Annotated in this window: 21 protein-coding genes; 6 read left to right on the top strand and 15 right to left on the bottom strand. The window is 61.6% G+C overall.

Annotated features, from left to right (window positions below; all coding sequences use genetic code 11):
- Window positions 1-58: 58 nt before the first annotated feature.
- Window positions 59-886: an inositol monophosphatase family protein gene (locus SJY08_RS06535; RefSeq protein WP_377275077.1), complete on the top strand. Its 828-nt coding sequence runs from the start codon at window positions 59-61 to the stop codon at window positions 884-886.
- Between the two features lie 57 nt (window positions 887-943).
- Here the strand turns inward: SJY08_RS06535 and SJY08_RS06540 are convergent, their stop codons facing one another.
- The 3 genes from SJY08_RS06540 to SJY08_RS06550 form a co-directional block, all read right to left on the bottom strand.
- Entirely contained in the window at window positions 944-2149 is a 1206-nt protein-coding gene (locus SJY08_RS06540) for a multidrug effflux MFS transporter (RefSeq protein WP_069041244.1), read from the bottom strand.
- Window positions 2150-2279: 130 nt separating this feature from the next.
- Window positions 2280-2612, bottom strand: coding sequence for a Grx4 family monothiol glutaredoxin (grxD, locus tag SJY08_RS06545; RefSeq protein ID WP_054149756.1), 333 nt, complete (start codon window positions 2610-2612; stop codon window positions 2280-2282).
- Window positions 2613-2719: 107 nt separating this feature from the next.
- Entirely contained in the window at window positions 2720-2950 is a 231-nt protein-coding gene (locus SJY08_RS06550) for a hypothetical protein (protein ID WP_054149755.1), read from the bottom strand.
- Between the two features lie 122 nt (window positions 2951-3072).
- On the opposite strand from SJY08_RS06550, the gene SJY08_RS06555 reads away from it, so the two are divergent.
- Complete coding sequence (locus SJY08_RS06555; RefSeq protein WP_377275078.1) at window positions 3073-4230, top strand: hypothetical protein; 1158 nt, start codon at window positions 3073-3075, stop codon at window positions 4228-4230.
- Window positions 4231-4288: 58 nt separating this feature from the next.
- Here the strand turns inward: SJY08_RS06555 and SJY08_RS06560 are convergent, their stop codons facing one another.
- The 3 genes from SJY08_RS06560 to SJY08_RS06570 form a co-directional block, all read right to left on the bottom strand.
- Window positions 4289-4522: a BolA/IbaG family iron-sulfur metabolism protein gene (locus SJY08_RS06560; RefSeq protein ID WP_054149753.1), complete on the bottom strand. Its 234-nt coding sequence runs from the start codon at window positions 4520-4522 to the stop codon at window positions 4289-4291.
- Between the two features lie 114 nt (window positions 4523-4636).
- Window positions 4637-6859: a phosphoribosylformylglycinamidine synthase subunit PurL gene (purL, locus tag SJY08_RS06565; RefSeq protein WP_377275079.1), complete on the bottom strand. Its 2223-nt coding sequence runs from the start codon at window positions 6857-6859 to the stop codon at window positions 4637-4639.
- Between the two features lie 148 nt (window positions 6860-7007).
- A complete protein-coding gene (locus SJY08_RS06570) occupies window positions 7008-8426 on the bottom strand; it encodes a PLP-dependent aminotransferase family protein (RefSeq protein WP_377275080.1) in 1419 nt (472 codons plus the stop codon).
- Window positions 8427-8558: 132 nt separating this feature from the next.
- Here SJY08_RS06570 and SJY08_RS06575 point away from each other — a divergent pair, with 132 nt between their 5' ends.
- Window positions 8559-8768 carry a DUF1127 domain-containing protein gene (locus SJY08_RS06575; protein WP_210251772.1) on the top strand — a complete coding sequence of 70 codons (210 nt, stop codon included), beginning with the start codon at window positions 8559-8561 and terminating at the stop codon, window positions 8766-8768.
- Here SJY08_RS06575 and SJY08_RS06580 read toward each other — a convergent pair whose 3' ends face one another.
- The 5 genes from SJY08_RS06580 to purC all read right to left on the bottom strand — a co-directional run bounded on the left by SJY08_RS06580 (window position 8769) and on the right by purC (window position 11187).
- On the bottom strand, window positions 8769-9155 hold the full coding sequence (locus tag SJY08_RS06580) for a hypothetical protein (protein ID WP_054149749.1): 387 nt from the start codon (window positions 9153-9155) through the stop codon (window positions 8769-8771).
- A 61-nt stretch (window positions 9156-9216) separates the two neighbouring features.
- Window positions 9217-9888: a phosphoribosylformylglycinamidine synthase subunit PurQ gene (gene purQ / locus SJY08_RS06585; protein WP_377275081.1), complete on the bottom strand. Its 672-nt coding sequence runs from the start codon at window positions 9886-9888 to the stop codon at window positions 9217-9219.
- Window positions 9885-10142: a hypothetical protein gene (locus SJY08_RS06590; protein ID WP_377275082.1), complete on the bottom strand. Its 258-nt coding sequence runs from the start codon at window positions 10140-10142 to the stop codon at window positions 9885-9887. Before SJY08_RS06590 ends, purQ begins: the two co-directional genes overlap by 4 nt.
- Before the next feature lie 19 nt (window positions 10143-10161).
- Window positions 10162-10404, bottom strand: coding sequence for a phosphoribosylformylglycinamidine synthase subunit PurS (gene purS / locus SJY08_RS06595; RefSeq protein WP_069041250.1), 243 nt, complete (start codon window positions 10402-10404; stop codon window positions 10162-10164).
- 18 nt (window positions 10405-10422) lie between these two features.
- Window positions 10423-11187 (bottom strand): phosphoribosylaminoimidazolesuccinocarboxamide synthase, encoded by a 765-nt coding sequence (gene purC / locus SJY08_RS06600; protein ID WP_054149745.1) that lies wholly within the window; start codon window positions 11185-11187, stop codon window positions 10423-10425.
- Between the two features lie 244 nt (window positions 11188-11431).
- Here purC and SJY08_RS06605 point away from each other — a divergent pair, with 244 nt between their 5' ends.
- A complete protein-coding gene (locus tag SJY08_RS06605) occupies window positions 11432-11746 on the top strand; it encodes a DUF1476 domain-containing protein (RefSeq protein WP_377275083.1) in 315 nt (104 codons plus the stop codon).
- Window positions 11747-11784: 38 nt separating this feature from the next.
- On the opposite strand, the gene SJY08_RS06610 is transcribed toward SJY08_RS06605, so the two are convergent.
- Window positions 11785-14298 (bottom strand): EAL domain-containing protein, encoded by a 2514-nt coding sequence (locus SJY08_RS06610; RefSeq protein ID WP_377275084.1) that lies wholly within the window; start codon window positions 14296-14298, stop codon window positions 11785-11787.
- Window positions 14299-14431: 133 nt separating this feature from the next.
- The gene (locus tag SJY08_RS06615) at window positions 14432-14986 is read right to left on the bottom strand and encodes an alpha/beta hydrolase (RefSeq protein WP_054149742.1); all 555 of its coding nucleotides are present in this window, start codon (window positions 14984-14986) and stop codon (window positions 14432-14434) included.
- A gap of 167 nt (window positions 14987-15153) precedes the next feature.
- Between SJY08_RS06615 and SJY08_RS06620 the strand changes: the two genes are divergently transcribed.
- A complete protein-coding gene (locus tag SJY08_RS06620) occupies window positions 15154-16812 on the top strand; it encodes a tannase/feruloyl esterase family alpha/beta hydrolase (RefSeq protein ID WP_377275085.1) in 1659 nt (552 codons plus the stop codon).
- A 245-nt stretch (window positions 16813-17057) separates the two neighbouring features.
- Window positions 17058-17849 carry a DUF2189 domain-containing protein gene (locus tag SJY08_RS06625; RefSeq protein ID WP_054149740.1) on the top strand — a complete coding sequence of 264 codons (792 nt, stop codon included), beginning with the start codon at window positions 17058-17060 and terminating at the stop codon, window positions 17847-17849.
- Between the two features lie 10 nt (window positions 17850-17859).
- On the opposite strand, the gene SJY08_RS06630 is transcribed toward SJY08_RS06625, so the two are convergent.
- The gene (locus tag SJY08_RS06630; RefSeq protein ID WP_377275086.1) at window positions 17860-18156 is read right to left on the bottom strand and encodes a hypothetical protein; all 297 of its coding nucleotides are present in this window, start codon (window positions 18154-18156) and stop codon (window positions 17860-17862) included.
- 79 nt (window positions 18157-18235) lie between these two features.
- Window positions 18236-19537 carry an adenylosuccinate lyase gene (gene purB, locus SJY08_RS06635; RefSeq protein WP_377275087.1) on the bottom strand — a complete coding sequence of 434 codons (1302 nt, stop codon included), beginning with the start codon at window positions 19535-19537 and terminating at the stop codon, window positions 18236-18238.
- Between the last annotated feature and the right edge of the window lie 6 nt (window positions 19538-19543).

Raw genomic sequence — 19543 nt, forward strand, 5'->3', positions numbered from 1 at the left:
CGCACCCCGGACGGCGCCAGATTTCGCGCCTCTCTTTCACGGATCAGAAAGGCCACTCATGACCGCGACCATCGATATCGCCGCCCTTGCAAATCTCCTGCAGGAGGCTGCCGTCGAAGAGATCCTGCCGCGCTTCCGCAATCTCGGCGACGGTGATGTCAGGATGAAGACCGAAGCGATCGACCTGGTGACAGAAGCGGACGAGGCTGCCGAGCGTGTCATCCGCAAGGGGATCGAGGCTATCATGCCTGATGCCCTGTTCGTCGGCGAGGAATTGGTCGCGGCCGATCCGGCGCTTCTCGATCGACTGAAGGGCGCCGAGCTTGCCGTCGTGGTCGATCCGATCGACGGGACCTTCAACTTCGCATCGGGGCTAACACTGTTCGGCATGATCCTCGCCGTGGTGTCCAAGGGCGAAACCATCGGCGGCGTCATCTACGACCCGATCGGTAACGACTGGGCGCTGGTAGAGAAGGGATCGGGTGCCTGGATCTATCGGCCAGATGGCAGCCAGGAGCAGATGCAGGTGCGGCCCAGCGGCCCGCTCGAACAGATGATCGGGATCGCCAATACCGGTTTCTTCGATATCGAGACTCGCCGAAAGATCCTGTCCAATCTCGCAGAGGTCCGTCTCTTCACCAGCTATCGCTGTGCCGCCCATGAATACCGGCTGCTCGGCCAGGGGCATATGGATTTTGCCATGTACAACAAGCTGATGCCCTGGGACCACCTCGCCGGCGCGCTGATGATGCAGGAGGCGGGCGCCCATGTCGCGCGCTTCGATGGTTCGCCCTACCTGCCGCATCATACGTCGGGCGGACTGCTCGTGGCCTCCGATGCCGACGCCTGGCAGGAGTTGCGCGAACGCATCTTCACCGTCGACTGATCAGGAAAAAGGCCCGGCGATGACCGGGCCTTTCGCTTTTCCGAGGAGTGTCTTGGATCAGACCGGCTTGTTGTGGGCCTGGAACAGCCGACCCTTCTCGCCGATCAGCACGAAGATCAGACCGATCACCGAGACCACGAAGAAGCCTGTGACCATCGGCAGTGCGGTGCCATCGAAAGCCTGGCCAATGGCCGCGCCGATGATCGAGCCGCCGATCGTGCCCATGAAGCCTAGAACCGACGACGCGGTGCCCGCGACATGGCCGAGGGGCTCCATGGCCAGCGAGTTGAAGTTCGAACCGATCCAGCCGAACTGGAACATCGCCAGCGAGAAGAAGGTGATGAACAGGAAGAAGGGCATCGGCTGGGGGCCGAGTACCTGCACCACCAGCCAGATCAGGTTGATCGCGATGAAGCCGAGCAGCGAGCCATGCGAGAGCTTGCGCATCCCGAAGCGGCCGACCAGCTTGGCATTGACGAAGGACGACAGTGCCATGAACAGGGCCACTGCCGCGAAGGCGACCGGGAACCAGACGCCCAGACCATAAATGCCGACATAGACCTGTTGGGCGGAATTGATGAAGCCGAACAGCGCGCCGAAGATGAAGGTACTGGCGATGGTGTAACACAGCGCCACACGGTCGGTGAGGACGATGCGGAAGCCGTCGAAGATCACCTTCACGGTGAAAGGACGGACATCTGCGGGCGCCAGCGTCTCCGGCAGGCGGACATACATCCACACGCCGACGATCACCGCGATCACCGCCATGAAGACGAAGATCCAGTGCCAGTCGCCGAACAGCATGATCACCTGACCTGTGCCGGGAGCGACGACCGGAATGACCATGAAGACCATCATGATCAGCGACATGACTTCCGCCATCTGGCGGCCACCGAAAACGTCACGGACAATCGAGACCGTGATGACGCGGGTTGCCGCCGAGCCGATGCCCTGGATGAAGCGCAGGATCAGCAGTGATTCGAAGGAGGGAACAAAGACGACGGCAAGCGACGATACTACGTAGATCGCCAGGCCGATGATCATTGGAATGCGCCGCCCGAAGCGGTCGGCGATCGGGCCGTAAAAGAGCTGGGCGAAGCCGAATCCGATCAGGTAGGCGGAAACGACATACTGGCGATGGTTTTCGTTTTCGACATTCAGAGCCGCGCCAATTTCCTGGAGACCCGGCAGCATGATGTCGATCGCAAGCGCGTTGAGCGCCATGAGGAATGCCATCAGCGCTATGAATTCGGCACGTCCCATTCCCCCAAGTGTCTTGGGAGGGGACTGTAATGAATCTGACATGAATAATGACCTTAGAACGGCATGAAGGCGTTGCTTGGGACAACGCCTTCATGCCTGGAGATTTTTTGAAGCCTTGCGGCTGATGTTGTCAGGCAGCGCCGCGGACGGCGATGCCCTGATCTTCGAAATGCTTCTGCAGTTCGCCCGCCTGGAACATCTCGCGGACGATGTCACAACCGCCGACAAACTCACCCTTGATGTAGAGCTGCGGGATCGTCGGCCAGTTGGAATACTGCTTGATTCCTTCGCGGATTTCCATGTCGGCCAGCACGTTCACGCCCTTGTAGTCCACGCCGAGGTAGTCAAGAATCTGAACAACCTGACCGGAGAAACCACACTGCGGAAACTGCGGGCTGCCCTTCATGAACAGGACGACATCGTTGGTCTTGACTTCGTTGTCGATGAATTCGTGGGCGCTCATAGCATTCTTCCTTTTCACATGCCGTTCAAGGCGGCAGCTTCGATCTGTCGTAGAAATAGCAACACGGTTTTACTTTTGCCAGTGGCGACTTTGCGACAGCGCCGGAATTAACGGCTGCGCTGGCGGCTACGCTTGGCAGCCGTGCGGCGACGGCTCACTTGTTTGCGGGGAGGGGCTTTGACACGTTTCGTCGTCTTGCGGACATAACGGCCCGTGGTCGCGGAGCGGGTCTGGCGCTTGCGCCTGCGCGTGGTGCCCTTGCGGGTCGACTTCTTGAGTATTTCCTTCAGCACGCCCTCTACGACGTCCTTGACGATGTTGCCGATCAGATCCGCCATCTTTCCTCCCCCATGCCCTCGAATTGAGAGGGTTTTTGTTCCCTCTGCTCTTTAAATCAGCGCAATTCTCGTCTAGCAAGCGCCACCTGCGGCGGCGAGCCGTCTATCAAGTGACCGTCTCAATGATCCAAAGCCGCATCGTGCTGCATTTCCCGGGCTTCGAACCCCTCGACGCCGAAGCCCATCGTCAGCGCTACAAGCGTTCTGCAGCGCAAGCCTCGGCCGTCTGGCCGGCGCGGTTTGAGGTCGGTGACCTCTTGGTTGACGGGCAGGGTGCGCATTTCGCGGTGAATGCCCTTGGGGACGGTTATGCGGTCCGGTCGCAGATCCATGTTTTCGACCATAATGCCCTGATTTCTGCCATGCGGTCAGAGCCGCTCTGGATGCAGATTGCGAAAGGCTTCAAGGCGGGCTTTGACGTGGTGCGGCAGGGCGGTGCCTGGCGCTATTTTCGCAACGCCTGGCGCTTTGGTCTGTTCTTTCTCTTCCCCTTCCTGTTCGTGGCCGCGGGCCTCGCGCTTGCGGTGAACATCGCGGCCATTCCCTCTACCTTCGAGCTCTCCGCCTGGTGGTTCCTGCTGGCACTTCCTGCCGGCTATCTCGTCTTCCGCCACGGGGTCATTCCGTTTTCGGACCGGTACCACGTCCTGCATCTGCTTGCAGACTGGCGCCTCGCCGTGGCGGTCGCGGAAAATCGCCGAGAGATCGATGCCTTCATCGAACGGGCAGCAGACGAGGCGGCTTCTGCCTTGGAAGGCCCAGCCGACGAAATTCTTGTTACATCCCATAGCATGGGCGCGAATTTCGCCATCTCCGTCGTGGCCCGGCTTCTCGAAAGGTCTCCAGGCGCGCTCCAAGGGCGACGGCTCGTCTTCGTTACCCTGGGCGGTGCCGCCCTGCAGTGCAGCCTTCTGTCGTCTGCGTCCGTCCTCAGGCAACGGATCGGCGCGCTCGCGCGCCATCCATCCGTCGACTGGTTCGATATCCAGTGTCTCACGGACCCGATCCATCTCTATAAATGCCACACCGTTGCGCTGTCGGGACATTCAAACGCGCCGCAGCCCAAGCTTGTCTTTATCCGATTCAAGCATGCGCTCTCTGCGGAGCGCTATCAGAAGAACCGCCGCGACTTCTTGAGAATGCACCGGCAATATGTGCTGGGACCGGATCAGCCGAGCGGTTTCGACTTCACGCTGATGACGGCGGGACCGTTGCCGGCGCGTTCGTTCGAAGCGCTGGAATCGGCAAAGCCCCCGAAACTCGAAGCCTTCGCAATATAAAAAGGCCCGCCACTGATAGGGCAGGCCTTTGGCAGTGTCTCGATCGGGTCGGCTTAAATCAATCAGGGATGCTCGTCTGCAATGCCAGCGCATGCAGCACGCCGCCCATATTGCCCTTCAAGGCGTCGTAGACCATCTGGTGCTGCTGGACGCGGCTCTTGCCCCGGAAGGCTTCGGCGACGACCTCGGCGGCATAGTGATCGCCGTCTCCCGCGAGGTCACGGATAACGACCTTCGCTCCCGGAATGCCGGCCTTGATCATGTCTTCGATGTCGCCTGGTTTCATCGGCATGTAATGGATCCCTCATGCAAATCAGCTATGCGAGAACTATCGTGCATTCGCAGAAGCGATTCAATGGGGCAGGCAGCGCCTACCCCATGCTCCACAGGCATGTGATCGCAGGCTTCAGGCCAGTTCGCCGTCCATAAGCGCCGGGAACCAGGCTTCGTGGGCCGTCTTGAGGTCCTCGACCGCGACAGGCTTGGCATCGCCGAGCACGACGTTCGAACCGCCGGTGCGGCCGATCCAGGGGCAGAAGACGCCCGCGGCTTCGGCGCGGACCTGGACCTGGTCGACATTGGCTTCGGTGACGGTCAGGACATAGCGGCCCTGGTCTTCGCCATAGAAGACGGCGATCGGGTTCGCATCGTTCAAGGCGTTGATATGCGCGCCGATGCCGGAGGCCATGGCCATTTCGGCTACGGCCAGGCCAAGGCCGCCCGACGAGCAATCGTGAACGGCGGTCGCAAGGCCGTCCTGGATCAGGCCGCGGACGAAATCGCCGACCTTCTTTTCATGCGCGAGATCGACATGCGGGGCAGGGCCATCGGTGCGGCCATGGATGTCGCGCAGATAGACGGACTGGCCGAGATGCGAGCCCCAGCCGGACGGAGCGCCGGCCAGCAGGATCGCCTCGCCCTGAGCGGCAAAGCGGATGCGGGCCATCTTCTTCCAGTCCTTCATCAGGCCAACGCCGGCAATGGTCGGGGTCGGCAGGATGCCCTGGCCGTTGGTCTCATTGTAAAGCGAGACATTGCCCGACACGATCGGGAAGTCGAGGGCGAGGCAGGCCTCGCCAATGCCCTTGATGGCGAATACGAGCTGACCCATGATCTCGGGGCGCTCGGGATTGCCGAAGTTCAGGTTGTCGGTCGCGGCGAGCGGGAGGGCGCCGGTCGCGGTGATGTTGCGCCAGCATTCGGCAACCGCCTGCTTGCCGCCTTCGAAAGGATCCGCCTCGACGTAGCGCGGGGTAACGTCCGAGGAGAAGGCGAGCGCCTTGGAGGCATGGCCTTCGACGCGGATGACGCCAGCGTCGCCGCCCGGCAGCTGAAGCGAATTGCCCTGGATCAGCGTGTCATACTGTTCGTAGACCCAGCGGCGCGAGGAGTTGTTGGCCGAACCGACGAGCTTCAGCAGGGCGTCTGCGACGTCGCCGGCCGGGGTGTCGTTTTCGGCAAGCGGGGCAGGCGTCTTCGGCTCGATCCACGGACGGTCGTACTCCGGGGCTTCGTCGCCCAGTTCCTTGATCGGCAGGTTTGCGACTTCCTCGCCCTGGTGCAGAACGCGGAAGCGCAGGTCGTCGGTGGTGTAGCCGACGATCGCGAAATCGAGGCCCCATTTGACGAAGATCGCCTTGGCGACTTCTTCCTTGGAGGGTTCGAGTACCATGAGCATGCGCTCCTGGCTTTCCGACAGCATCATTTCATAGGCCGTCATGCGCTCTTCGCGCACCGGCACCTTGTCGAGATGCAGCTCGATGCCGAGGTCGCCCTTGGCGCCCATTTCGACAGCCGAGCAGGTCAGGCCGGCCGCACCCATGTCCTGGATGGCGATGACGGCGCCAGTCTTCATCAGCTCAAGGCAGGCTTCGAGCAGGCACTTCTCGGTGAAGGGGTCGCCGACCTGCACGGTCGGGCGCTTTTCTTCGATCGACTCGTCGAACTCGGCCGATGCCATGGTCGCACCACCGACGCCGTCGCGGCCGGTCTTTGCACCGAGATAGACCACCGGCAGGCCGACGCCCTTGGCTTCCGAGAGGAAGATGCCGTCTGCCTTGGCCAGGCCGGCTGCGAAAGCGTTCACCAGGATGTTGCCGTTGTAGCGGGCGTCGAATTCGACTTCGCCGCCAACCGTCGGCACGCCGAAGGAGTTGCCGTAACCGCCGACACCGGCCACGACGCCGGCCACCAGATGTTTGGTCTTCGGATGATCCGGCGCGCCGAAGCGCAGCGCGTTCATGGCGGCGACCGGACGGGCGCCCATGGTGAAGACGTCGCGCAGGATGCCGCCAACGCCGGTTGCCGCGCCCTGATAGGGCTCGATGTAGGAAGGGTGGTTGTGGCTCTCCATCTTGAAGACGACGACGTCGCCGTCATCGATGTCGACGACACCGGCGTTTTCGCCCGGACCCTGGATGACGCGCGGCCCCTTGGTCGGCAGCGTCTTCAGCCACTTCTTGGAAGACTTGTAGGAGCAGTGCTCGTTCCACATCGCCGAGAAGATGCCGAGCTCGGTGAAGGTCGGCTCGCGCCCGATCAGGTTCAGGATGCGATCGTATTCGTCCGGCTTCAGGCCGTGGCTTGCGATCAATTCTGCGGTGATGGGACGGGAGTTGGAAACGGTCATCTGGCTCTCAGGGCAACGGGAGATCGGTGGGAGATCGGTTTCGAGGCAGGCTATAACCCAAGCCTGCGCCCGGCGCACTTGAAAAATGCGCGCAATCAAGCCTTTCCTGCCGGTTTCGGCGCCTTACGTCTGGAGCTTTCCCGATGGATCAGACGATGGCGCTGGTGCCAAGCGGCGACTGGTCGAGGATGCGGCGGACCGTCTTGAGGCCTTCGATCGATATGGTGCGATCCCGGCCCTCGCTGAAGCCAACGCGGACATGGTGATAGACCCGCGAAGAGCGGGCTGGCTTGAACTCGTCCTCATCGTCGATCAGAACATCGGCATCGAGCACGGCCTGCTTGAATGTGCCGGACATCCAGGGTTCGGGAAGCTTCAGCCAGAAGAAGGGCAGGCGCGGATGGGAGCGGAAATCCTTGCCGGCAAAAAGCTCGCGGACCACTGTCTCCCGTTCGCCGATCTCGGCGAGCACCTTGCCGCGTATTTCGGCGGCGGCACCCGACAGCACCAGCCGGGCCGAGAGTTCGGCGAGCAGAAAAGGCAGACCGCCGCTTACCATCTTCTGGGTCACGCGCACGCGCTGGCTCATATGCGGCGGACAGGCCACCCAGCCGCCGCGCACGCCGGCCGCCACGCATTTCGACAAGCCGTTGAGCAGGAATGTCCGGTCCGGTGCCAGTTCCGCCAAAAGCGGGATCTCGTCTGCGATCATGCCACCATAGAGATAATCCTCGATCAGCCAGACATTGTACTTGCGGGCGATGTCGACGATGTCCTTACGGCGGGAGAGCGGCAGGCAGGCGAGCGTCGGGTTCTGGCCCGACGACATGATGAAGGCTGCCTTGGGGTGTTCGCGGGCGCAGACGCGTTCGAAATCCCCGGGAAGAATGCCGTCCTGATCCGAATCGACCAGCGCGATCTGGCGGCCCATGAGGTTGGCGCTGCGCGACACCTGCGAATAGGTGAGGTGCTCGCAAACGATCCGGTCACCGGCGCCGCTGACTGCGGCGACAACGGCGTTGATGCCGGCATGCACGCCAAGCTGCGGCAGGACCTGCTCGGCCTCCGGCTGCCAGCTACCCGAAGCGAGCCATTGCCGACCCGCCTCCAGCCAATCGGGAGAGAGTGTGCGGGTATAGCTCGAAATCTCGCCCGGATGGGCCGTGGCGATCTCCGCCATGATCCGGCCGACCGTCTCGGCCTGACCGACGTCTATCGCCGCCGTGGTGTCGAAGCGCAGTTTGCCCGGCGGCGGAACCATCGCCCGGGTGCCCCCATAATTGATCGTCACCGGGTCGCGGGCCGAAAGCTCGTTGCCGCCGCTGCTCGCCTGGACATAGGTGCCGCGGCCAACCTCGCCGGTCACCAGTCCGCGCTCTCGAAGCAAAGCGTAGGCGCGCGAGATTGTCCCTATTGTCACCCCAACATCATAGGCGAGATCGCGCTGCGGCGGCAGCTTCGCTCCATGGGGGAGGGTGCCTGATTTTATGGCGCTTTCCGCATCATCCGCAATGCGTATGTAAAGCGGACCAGTGCCGGTATCGAGTGAGGGGAGCCAATTTGTCATGAGGACAATTCTATAGATTGTCACCCTCTTCCAGTCAATTCATAGAGAATTCCTAGAAGAGAAAAACCAGGATTTGCCGCCATGGTGACAATAGATACAATGCCGTCGAGCGACTCCCGTCAAAAGATCGCTTTGCCGATCCGCAACGAGGCGTCGTCGCCATTGAGCAGTCTTGCCAGAATGCTCAAGCTGTGGTGGCGGGTGCGGAAGACGCGTGTGCAGCTTTCGCAATTGACGGAAGAGCAATTGCGCGATGTCGGACTGTCGCCTGATATGGCCGAGCGGGAAATCAGGAAGTCGCGGCTGCTTTTGATCGATCGGTGTTTTCAGCCGCCCATGTGATCAGCAGTCATTCCTGCCGTTGGCCCATCGAACGACGTCCTGGCGAATCCGCGGCGCGACATCCTCGTTCAGGAGTGGGCCGAATGCGTCAAGGCGAGGGGGCTTTCCTTCCGCCTGAACCACCAGCACGGGGCGGTCGTCGCGTGATCCCTTGCGCACCAGGAGGATCCGTGGACGACCGGAGAAAGAGCTGAGTTCAGGGGAAAGCTGGTAGGTCTTGAACGCGGCGTCTCCGGACTTGAACCAGCAGCGGTTCGCAGCGACAGCGACTTTTTCCATGATGTCGAGTGCCGATTGACCGGCTGCCGGCGGGCGCGGTGCCTCCGGCTTGCAGGCGGAAAGGCCGGCTGCTGCAACGAGAATGGCGGAGAAGGCGAGGCGGCGCATGGGCGATCTTTCGGCTGATGGCCGCCTTCCCTTAAACGTCCGTGGTTAAGCGAAGCTTACTTCAGGCCGCGATGACGTCCAGCGCCGAGGCGAAGATGCCGCGGCCATCGTTGCCGCCGTGGGCAGCTTCGATCAGGTTTTCCGGATGCGGCATCATGCCGAGCACGTTGCCCTTCGCGTTGATCACGCCGGCAATGTCGTTCATCGAGCCGTTCGGATTGGTGCCGTCGGCATAGCGGAAGACGACCTGGCCATTGCCCTCGATTGTCTTCAGCGTCTCTGCGTCTGCGATATAGTTGCCGTCGTGGTGTGCGACCGGGCAGCGAATGATCTGGCCCTTGGCATAGGCGCGGGTAAAGTCGGTATCGGCGTTGACGACCTCGAGCTTGATTTCCTTGCAGACGAACTTCAGCGAGGTGTTGCGCATCAGTGCGCCCGGCAGCATGCCTGCTTCGACGAGGATCTGGAAGCCGTTGCAGACGCCGATGACCTTGACGCCCTGTTCTGCCTTTTCCTTGATCGCCTGCATGACAGGCATTCGGGCGGCGATCGCGCCGCAGCGCAGATAGTCGCCGTAGGAGAAGCCGCCGGGGATCACGATCAGGTCGACATCCGGGATCTCGGTCTCGGTCTGCCAGATCGTCACCGGCGCTTGGCCGGAGATCTTGGTGAGGGCCGCGATCATGTCGCGGTCACGGTTGAGGCCTGGGAGCTGGACGACGGCTGATTTCATGGCTGTGGCTCGAACCTTGCTTGGGCTTCCTGGAACTCGCGCAGTTCCAGACGATTGTCGATCCGGTCTAACCGGCTTTCGAAGTGTCCGACGGTTGCGCGCAGGTTGTTGACGTCGCCCTGCAGCGCATGCAGTTGCGCGCGCATTGTCTGATTATCCGCGCGCAACTCGCTGATGGCAAAGTCCACCTTGTCAAATCTCTGATGGAGCTTCTTCAGAAGCTCGAACATCAATTCGCTGGTGACTTCAGCCATCGCGCATCTCCTACAACCCTCAGGCGATGGAGATAGTATAGTTCTCGATGACCGTGTTGGCGAGGAGCTTCTCGCACATCGCCTTCAGGTCGCTTTCAGCCTTGGCCTTGTCTTCGCCTGCAAGCTCGAGATCGAAGACCTTGCCCTGGCGGATCTGGCCAACGCCGTCAAAGCCGAGCGCGCCGAGCGCGCCTTCGATGGCCTTGCCCTGAGGGTCAAGTACGCCGTTTTTCAGGGTTACGGTGACGCGTGCCTTGATCACTGATCTCTTCTCCAAAGCTTACTTGACGAGAACCGGGCCAGTGCCGCGCACCGGTTCGTTTTCATTCATGATGCCGAGACGACGGGCGACTTCCTGATAGGCTTCAAGCAGCCCACCCAGATCCTGGCGGAAGCGGTCCTTGTCGAGCTTCTCGCGGGTCTCGATGTCCCACAGACGGCAGCTGTCCGGCGAGATCTCGTCCGCCAGGATGATGCGCATCATATCGCCTTCATAGAGGCGGCCGCATTCGATCTTGAAGTCGACGAGCTGGATGCCGATGCCGAGGAAGAGGCCTGAGAGGAAGTCGTTGACGCGGATGGCGAGCGCCATGATGTCGTCGAGCTCTGCAGGGTTCGCCCAGCCAAATGCCGTGATGTGCTCTTCGGAGACCATGGGGTCACCGAGCGCGTCCGACTTGTAATAGAACTCGATGATCGAGCGCGGCAGCACGATGCCTTCCTCGATGCCGAGGCGGGTTGAGAGCGAGCCGGCGGCGACATTGCGCACAACGATCTCGAGCGGGATGATCTCGACTTCCTTGATCAGCTGCTCGCGCATGTTCATGCGGCGGATGAAATGGGTCGGGATGCCAATCTTGTTCAAATGCGTGAAGACGTATTCGGAGATGCGGTTGTTTAGAACGCCTTTCCCGTCGATGACTTCATGCTTCTTCTTGTTGAATGCCGTTGCATCGTCCTTGAAGAACTGGATCAGCGTGCCGGGCTCGGGACCTTCATAGAGGATCTTTGCCTTGCCCTCGTAAACGCGGCGGCGACGGTTCATGGGTGGTTTTCTCTATTGTTGGCATCCCGGCGCGCCTGGCGCGGATGCAGTGGATCGGTCTTTGAAGCGGTCCCTTAACGGAAAACCTCGGTTTTCACAATGCGCAGATCACCCCTTCCTGCCAAAACGTCGCGCTGCCAACGACTCATCCGGACTCTGCGGAAGTTTGCATTGCACTTTGTACTCCCTTTTGATTAATGGGGAAACGAAACCGCACGATGGCGGCACAAAATGGGAGATCGATATGAGCGGCATCAGTGATCGCGAAAAGGCCTTCGAAAACAAGTTTGCACACGACCAGGAGCTTCGCTTCAAGGCAGAAGCCCGCCGTAACAAGCTGGTGGGTCTGTGGGCCGCCGGCCTGCTCGGCAAGGCCGATCCGGACGCCTATGCGAAGGAAGTCATCGCTGCCGATTTCGAAGAGGCTGGCGACGAGGACGTGATCCGCAAGGTCATGGGTGATCTGACTGCCGGTGGCGTGTCGATCACCGACGAAGAGCTGCGCACGAAAATGGTCGAGTTCCTCGGTCAGGCCATCGACCAGATCCAGAACAGCTGATCAAACGATCCGCGACTGCAACGACAATCCGCCCGGGCTCAGCCTTGGGCGGATTTTCTGTTTCTGAGCCGTTCGGAGACATCACTGAAGCTGGCCGGCCAGGCAAGGCCGTAGCCCTGCAGGATATCGCAGCCGAGCCGGGCGAGGATGCGGGCATGCTCCTCGGTCTCCACCCCTTCTGCCGTCACCTTGATGCCGAGTGAGCGCGCGATCTGGATGATCGACTTGACCAGGATGCGCTGCTCCTGGCTGTCGGGCACGTCCTCGATCAATTGTCGATCGATCTTCAGTGTGGTCGGTTTGAGGTTCAAAAGCCCGACGATCGATGCATGTCCGGTGCCGAAATCGTCGATCTCGATGTCTATCGCCAGGCGCCGCAGCATGTCGAGGTTGCTCATGACAGCGGAGTCCTGACGGTCGAGGAAGACGCTTTCCAGAAGTTCGAACGACACCGTGCCCGGCTTGATGTCGAGATCGGCGAGGCCACGTGCCAGGTCGGGGTCCGTCAGCCGGCGGGCGGAGACGTTCACGGAGATCTTCGGTGGAGCGATGCCCTCCTGGCGCCAGGCGTCCAGGTCGCGAAGCGCCTTTTCAAGGATCAGGCCGTCGATCTGGGCGAGGATGCCATACTCTTCAGCAATCGGAAGGAACTTGTCGGGGCCGAGGATGCCACGGGTTGGGTGGCGCCAGCGTGCGAGGCACTCCGCCCCGGCAACGGCCCGCGTGCGTGCGTCGAACTGCAGCTGGTAGTGGGGGAAAATCTCATCGTTCTCCAGCGCCCGCAGCAGTTCGCTGGAGAGACGGTTGGTATCGGCGATCAAGGTTCGGCTTGCCTGGACATAGAATTCGTAGCGGTTGCGACCGAGATTTTTTGCCTTGTAGAGCGCAATATCTGCATTCTGCAGCAATTGCTTCGGGTCGATGTCGCGGGTCAGGGTATGCGCGATACCGATGCTTGCGCCAAATCGGCATTCGTGGCCATTGTACCAGGCCGGTTGCCGCATCTGGGCTATGATGCGGTTGGCGATGGCGATGAGAGTGGGTGTTGCGCCGTCGTGGTCAAGGAGAACGACGAACTCGTCTCCCCCGATTCGCGCGGCAAAGTCGGTGATCCGGATGTTTTCGCGCAGGATGCGGGCCGCCAGCATCAGCATGGCGTCGCCGGCGCCGTGACCGAGCGTGTCGTTGATCTGCTTGAAGCGGTCGAGGTCGATGTGCAGGATCGCGATGCCTGATCCGAGCGTGCCCTTGCCGGCGCGCCATTCTTCGAGCTTTTCCTCGAGGTAGCGCCGGTTCGGCAATCCCGTGAGGTAGTCGTGCAGGGCCGACTGCTCGGCCTCCAGTCTTGTCCGCTCAAGCTCCGCATTGCGTGCTTCGGCGAGCATCTTCTGCTGCTCTAGTTCCTGTCTGAGGCGCTGATCCTCGGTCACGTCCCAGTTCACGCCGATCATCTTCAGCCGGCCGTCGTGGTCCACGAAGGGGAGGCTGTTTGAGCGGATATAGCGTGTGCTGCTGTCCCGGGCGATGATCCGGTAATTGTCAGTGAACGGTTTCAGTTCGGCAATCTTTGTCGCGACGTAAGCCAGCGTCCGGGCACGGTCTTCCGGATGAAGCTTGCTCTCCCAGAAACCGCCGATCTGGACTTCGCAATCGTTTTCGACCTCGAAGATGCGGCGCATCCCTTCGTCCCATTCGCTGGTGCCGGCGTCGAAATCCGTTTCGAAGATGCCGATACCCGAGATGTCGATTGCGAGCTTCAGGCGGCGGGAGAGCCCCTCCAGCCATTCTTCCTGCTGCTTGCGGGCGCTGATATCGGTGTCGGTGCCGATGATGCGGGCGGGCTTGTCGTTTTCGTCGCGCTCTACGCAGGCGCCACGGCACTCGATCCAGACATAGTGACCGTCCCGATGGAGTTCCCGGTACTGGAAGACGCTGTAATCCGGGTCGCCCGCGTTTTGCCGTTCGATGCAATGCACGACGCGCTCACGATCCTGAGGATGCACGAGTTCCAGCCATTCCTCCATCGTTGGCGGGAAAGTGTCGTGCGGTCCCAGTCCCCGGATCTTGCGCCAGACGTCGGAGTAATAGAGTTCGCCCGAACTGCGTTGATCCCAGACACCCAAGATCGAGCCGACCAGCGCGTGGTTCCAGCGGCTTTCGCGCTCTTGCACCTCATGCAACTGTCGGCGAAGGGCTGTCACGTCCGTCATCTGGAGCAGCACGGAACCGACCCTGGAGTCTGCTGAGGCTTGGCTTGCCAGCGTGACGATGAAATGTCGGGCGTCGCCGCCCGGCGTCGAAATTTCCAGTGTCGACGGAGCCCCGTCCATCCGCCGGCCAAGGGCCAGCAGCAATTTGGCGGCGTCGGCGCCCTGCAGGTGTCTGGCGAGATTGTCGCCGGGCGCAACGGCCTCCCCGAGGGCCGCGCCCAGAGCCTTGTTCATCGTCCGGATTATGCCGTCGGGATCGAGCCAGGCCGCCGGGAAGGGAAGGCAGGCGATGTCGATACCATCCGCGCCGGGAGTAGAGGGAGAGGCCGCGTGTGGGCGCAAAATCAGGCTCCTCGCTTCACATGATTGCAAGGAGTTTATGAGTACCCGCTTAAGAAGGGCTTAAACTGGTCCTGAAGATGCCAGGATTAACCCAACGTTTGCATCTCTTCGGATTGGACGCTTGCTCTCGAACTCAGGCCTGCAGGCGGCCGATGAACTGCGCGAAGACCATCGTGCCTTCCGGCCATGGTCCGTGCCCGGATTCGGCGTTTATGTGACCCGATTCGCCTGCATCGATCAGGAACGAGCCCCAGGCATTGGCGATATCCTCTGCATGGGCATATTCGCCGAAGGGATCATTCCGGCTCGCGATCAAGAGCGATGGAAAGGGCAGGGTCAGGCGCGGATAGGGCCCGAAAGTCATCAGGTGCTTGGGCCGGATCTCGGGATTGGAAACGTCGGGCGCGGCGACGAGAAAGGCGCCGGCGACCTTGTTCTTCATCTCCGGGATCGCATGCACGATCGCGGGCACGCCAAGCGAATGCCCGACGAGTACGACCGGCTTGGTGGCCGCGTTGACCTCTTCGGCCACGCGGGCGACCCAGTCTTCGCGCACGGGCTTTGACCATTCCGCCTGTTCCACGCGCCGCGCCGTCGATAGCTTGCCCTCCCACCGGGTTTGCCAGTGGTCGGGGCCGGAATTGGTGTAGCCGGGAACGATCAGGATTTCTGCGTCTGAAACTTTCATGGCCCCTATCTGCTGTCCCGCATGGTCCTCGTCAAGATTATGCCTCCTCGAAGGCTCGATAAAAATAATACGCAACACATACTAGTTCGATCTTGTGGGCGGTGTTACGATCAGATCTTGCCCGGATCGGGAGGAGATCGATCGGGGCTGTTATCGGGAGGAATTTCATGAAGCACGTCCATTTGACGGCGGCGGCACTGCTGCTGCTCGGCCTTGATCCGTCTGCCGCGCGCGCTGCTATCACTTGCGCCGACCTCGCCAAAACAGAGAACACGCCCGCCGACGTAACAATCACCGAGGCTGTCGAAACGCTTCCGAGTGAGGAGGTTTCCGTCGCCCATTGCCTGATCAGGGGCAAGACGCCCGACAGGCAGGGGATCGATGGCAAGGCCTATGCGATCCGCTTCGAGTTGCGGCTGCCGGTCGAATGGAACGAGCGTTTCGTTCACCAGTTCAATGGCGGGAATGACGGCGCTGTCGTTCCGGCGCTTGGTCCTCTCCTCGGAGGTCGCAAGAGTGACACGGCGCTTGCGCGGGGTTACGCCGTTGTTTCGAGCGATGCCGGTCATGACGGCAAGGCCAATCCGGACCGGGGTCTGGCCGGCGGAGCGGCCTTCGGCTTTGATCCGCAGGCGCGCCGTGATTATGGCTACGGCGCCGTCGCGACCCTGCAGCCGATCGCCGAGCAGATCGTCGAGAAGCATTACGGCAAGCCGATCGCCTATCGCTATGGGATTGGCAGCTCCAATGGCGGCCGGCACGGCATGATGGCGGCTGAGCGGATGCCCGAGGTCTTCGACGGATTGCTGGTCGGTTATCCCGGTTTCAACCTTCCGAAGGCGGCGATCCAGCACGCGCTCGACATCCAGGCCTGGTCGACCGTCGATCCCGATATTGCGAAGGCTTTCAGTCGCGATGACCTCAAGACCGTGGCGGATGGTGTGCTGGCCGCCTGCGACAGTCTCGACGGTGTTCCGGACGGCATCGTCGCTGATGCCGACGCTTGTGAAGCGACTTTCAAGATCGAGACCCTTGCCTGCGCGAGCGCGGCCGATACAGGCTGCCTTCGTCCGGAGCAGATCGAAGCGCTCAAGACATCCGTTGCCGGGCCCAAGGATGTGGAGGGCAGGGCGCTCTACACCCGTTGGATCTTCGATACCGGGATCGCCTCGTCCAACTGGCGTACATGGAAGCTCGAGAGCCCGATCGAACCCTGGGCCAAGAGGCCGATCATCGGGGTGATGGGGGCAGCCTCCCTGGCCCAGGTCTTCACGACACCGCCGACGGAAGTGGGCGGCACTCCGGACGAGCTGATCGCTTTCCTGCGCGACTTCGACGTTGCGCGCGACGGTGCGAGGATCGCGGCGACCGATGGCACCTTTACCGAGTTGGCCATGGACTTCATGGTGCCGCCCGGTGCCGATAATCCCCGGCTCGACGCCTTCCGGGAGGCGGGCCACAAGATGCTCGTCTTCCACGGCAATTCCGACCCGGTTTTCTCGGTCGTCGATACGGTCAATTGGTACAAGAAGCTCGATGCCAACCATGATGGCAAGGCGTCGGATTTCGTGAAGCTCTACCGCATCCCGGGAATGCCGCATGGGGCGAGTGGTCCGAGCTTCAACGACTTCGATTTCTTCACGCCGCTCGTCGACTGGGTCGAGCAGGGTAAGGCGCCTTCGGGCGTGGCGGCAGGAATAACGGAAGACAATACGGAAGCGGCTTCGCTCGAGGGCACGCGCTTCCTTTATTGCCCCTATCCTTCCGTGACGCGTGCGGGCGCCGATCCGGCCGCCGACGGCGAGGGCCGCTATACCTGCCGTTGACGGTCCGGCCCCGGCAGCGGCACTGCCGATCCGCCGGGGCTGTCACGGCTTCGTGCGCAAGTTGCGCAGGACATGGCAAGTGTTAGCTGATACACTAATTAGCTCAGGACAAAGTGCGTCGCATGTTTCTTGAAGTATGCGATGTCCCTGTTTACGGCGCGTTGTCGCGACCGCTCCGGCCCCGACGCCGCCCACGCATTTCACTTTGCAGCTTACAGACCCTGTTGCTCGAGGAGGAAGTGAGAATGTCGACATTTCATGTGATGACCGGTGCGACCGGCACGATTGTCAGGCCTACGGTACGGCAGATCGCCGTGTCCGATGTCTTTGCAGCACTGCGTGAAGGTTATGAGGATTTTCGTGAAAAGCCTTCCCACTATGCCTTCGTGGCGCTGATTTATCCGATTGCCGGCGCAATCATGATCGGTTGGAGTTCAGGCGTCGAACTGCTGCCGATGGTTTATCCGCTGCTGGCCGGCTTCGCGCTTGTCGGCCCGCTTCTGGCGCTCGGGCTGATGGAAATCAGCCGTCGCCGCGAACTCGGCCAGCCTGCCAACTGGTCCGACGTGCTCAGCCTCTTCAAGTCGCCATCATTGCCTGCGCTTCTGATGATGAGCCTCTACCTGCTGACGCTGTTCATGGTCTGGCTGGTGGTGTCGCGCGGGCTCTATCTCTCGCTGATCGGTGACTATCCGTCGCCGGGCCTCTTTGCCTTCGCGGGCGGCATTCTCGACCATCCGAATGCCCTGGCCTTCCTGTTCTGGAGCAATGGCTTCGGCTTTGTTCTTGCGCTGATCGCGCTTGTGATCAGCATCGTCGCCTTTCCGATGTTGCTGGACCGCGATTGCGGCGCTGCCTCGGCGGTTTCGACGTCGGTCAGGGCAAGCCTTGCCAATCCGGTGCCGGTCGCCGTCTGGGGCCTGATGGTCGCTGGACTGCTGGCGATCGGGATGGCGACGCTGATGGTCGGGCTCGTGATCATCGTGCCGGTACTTGGCCATGCGACCTGGCACTTCTATCGCCGGCTGGTGGTCTGATGCTCGACCCTCATGCGCCGCCGACGGCATAGGCGGCGAGCGCCGCCAAGGATAAGACGAGAGGCAGCAGGCGCTCGCCTCTCGTTCGCGCGTTGGTGATCAAGGCCATCATCGCAGATGCAGCCAGCGCGGCCGCAAGCAGTAGCGTGCGAACCAGCGCGCGGCTGCCATCAGTCTCGATCCCGGAGGGGTCGATGGTCGGATCAAGCCCCGGCATCCAGTCGTATCGGTCGCCGCTCAGCAGCAAAATGCCCGAAATGGCAAGGATAGCGGTTGTCGAAAGAAAGAGGCGTGACAGGCGCGCCATGCTTCACTCCTCCCCAATCAAAACGGGCGCGAATGTCTCCGCGCCCGTCTCGTTGTGTCCCATGTCCGTTCGCCGGGTATCAGCCGAAGACGCGGGCAAAGATCGTGTCGACATGCTTGGTATGGTAGCCGAGGTCGAACTTTTCGCGAATGTCTTCTTCCGAAAGCGCTGCGCGCACCTCTTCATCACCCAGAAGTTCCTCGAGGAAGTCGGCGCCTTTTTCCCACACCTTCATCGCGTTGCGCTGGACGAGCCGGTAGCTGTCCTCGCGCGAAACGCCGGCTTGCGTGAGCGCCAGCAGAACGCGCTGGCTCATCACCAGGCCCTTGAACTTGTTCATGTTCTTCAACATGTTCTCGGGGTATATCACGAGCTTTTCGATGACGCCGGCCAGACGGTTGAGCGCAAAATCAAGGGTGATCGTGGTATCGGGGCCGATGGCGCGCTCGACGCTCGAATGGCTGATGTCACGCTCGTGCCAGAGGGCGACGTTCTCCATCGCCGGAACGACCGACATGCGCACGAGGCGGGCGAGGCCTGTCAGGTTCTCGGTCAGAACCGGGTTGCGCTTGTGCGGCATGGCGGACGAGCCCTTCTGGCCCGGCGAGAAGAACTCTTCGGCTTCGAGTACTTCCGTGCGCTGCATGTGGCGGATTTCGATCGCGACGTTCTCGATCGAGGACGCGATGACGCCAAGCGTGGCGAAGAACATCGCATGGCGGTCGCGCGGGATGACCTGGGTCGAGATCGGCTCCGGCACGAGGCCGAGCTTGGCGCAGACATGTTCTTCGACGCGCGGGTCGATATTGGCGAAGGTGCCGACGGCGCCGGAGATCGCGCCGGTCGCGACTTCCGCACGGGCATTGACCAGACGGTCACGGTTGCGGGCCATTTCGGCATAGAAGCGGGCGAAGGTCAGGCCCATGGTCGTCGGCTCGGCATGGATGCCGTGGCTGCGACCGATGCGGACCGTGTCCTTGTGCTCGAAGGCGCGGGCCTTGAGGGCTGCCAGAACACGGTCCATGTCGGCGATCAGGATGTCGGCGGCGCGGACCAGCTGAATGTTGAGGGTCGTGTCGAGCACGTCCGACGAGGTCATGCCCTGGTGCACGAAGCGGCTATCCGGGCCAATGAACTCGGCGAGATGCGTCAGGAAGGCGATGACGTCGTGCTTGGTGACGGCCTCGATCTCGTCGATGCGGGCGACGTCGAATTCGGCCGGACCACCCTTTTCCCAGATGGTGCGTGCGGATTCCTGTGGGATCACGCCGAGGTCAGCGAGCGCGTCGCAGGCATACGCCTCGATCTCGAACCAGATGCGGAACTTGGTTTCGGGGGACCAGATGGCGACCATTTCCGGCCGGGAGTAACGCGGGATCATCGGGCT

This window comes from Rhizobium sp. R86522, from assembly GCF_042466255.1.
Classification (GTDB): Bacteria; Pseudomonadota; Alphaproteobacteria; order Rhizobiales; family Rhizobiaceae; genus Allorhizobium.

Coding starts and splice junctions, on each gene's coding strand:
- SJY08_RS06590 (WP_377275082.1), bottom strand. CDS start 10,142: ATGGCTGAAGTCACCAGCGAATTGATGTTCGAGCTTCTGAAGAAGCTC.
- SJY08_RS06535 (WP_377275077.1), top strand. CDS start 59: ATGACCGCGACCATCGATATCGCCGCCCTTGCAAATCTCCTGCAGGAG.
- SJY08_RS06555 (WP_377275078.1), top strand. CDS start 3,073: ATGATCCAAAGCCGCATCGTGCTGCATTTCCCGGGCTTCGAACCCCTC.
- SJY08_RS06550 (WP_054149755.1), bottom strand. CDS start 2,950: ATGGCGGATCTGATCGGCAACATCGTCAAGGACGTCGTAGAGGGCGTG.
- grxD (WP_054149756.1), bottom strand. CDS start 2,612: ATGAGCGCCCACGAATTCATCGACAACGAAGTCAAGACCAACGATGTC.
- SJY08_RS06625 (WP_054149740.1), top strand. CDS start 17,058: ATGTCGACATTTCATGTGATGACCGGTGCGACCGGCACGATTGTCAGG.
- SJY08_RS06615 (WP_054149742.1), bottom strand. CDS start 14,986: ATGAAAGTTTCAGACGCAGAAATCCTGATCGTTCCCGGCTACACCAAT.
- SJY08_RS06540 (WP_069041244.1), bottom strand. CDS start 2,149: ATGGGACGTGCCGAATTCATAGCGCTGATGGCATTCCTCATGGCGCTC.
- purL (WP_377275079.1), bottom strand. CDS start 6,859: ATGACCGTTTCCAACTCCCGTCCCATCACCGCAGAATTGATCGCAAGC.
- purQ (WP_377275081.1), bottom strand. CDS start 9,888: ATGAAATCAGCCGTCGTCCAGCTCCCAGGCCTCAACCGTGACCGCGAC.
- purB (WP_377275087.1), bottom strand. CDS start 19,537: ATGATCCCGCGTTACTCCCGGCCGGAAATGGTCGCCATCTGGTCCCCC.
- purC (WP_054149745.1), bottom strand. CDS start 11,187: ATGAACCGTCGCCGCCGCGTTTACGAGGGCAAGGCAAAGATCCTCTAT.
- SJY08_RS06605 (WP_377275083.1), top strand. CDS start 11,432: ATGAGCGGCATCAGTGATCGCGAAAAGGCCTTCGAAAACAAGTTTGCA.
- SJY08_RS06560 (WP_054149753.1), bottom strand. CDS start 4,522: ATGCCGATGAAACCAGGCGACATCGAAGACATGATCAAGGCCGGCATT.
- SJY08_RS06630 (WP_377275086.1), bottom strand. CDS start 18,156: ATGGCGCGCCTGTCACGCCTCTTTCTTTCGACAACCGCTATCCTTGCC.
- SJY08_RS06580 (WP_054149749.1), bottom strand. CDS start 9,155: ATGCGCCGCCTCGCCTTCTCCGCCATTCTCGTTGCAGCAGCCGGCCTT.
- SJY08_RS06620 (WP_377275085.1), top strand. CDS start 15,154: ATGAAGCACGTCCATTTGACGGCGGCGGCACTGCTGCTGCTCGGCCTT.
- SJY08_RS06570 (WP_377275080.1), bottom strand. CDS start 8,426: ATGACAAATTGGCTCCCCTCACTCGATACCGGCACTGGTCCGCTTTAC.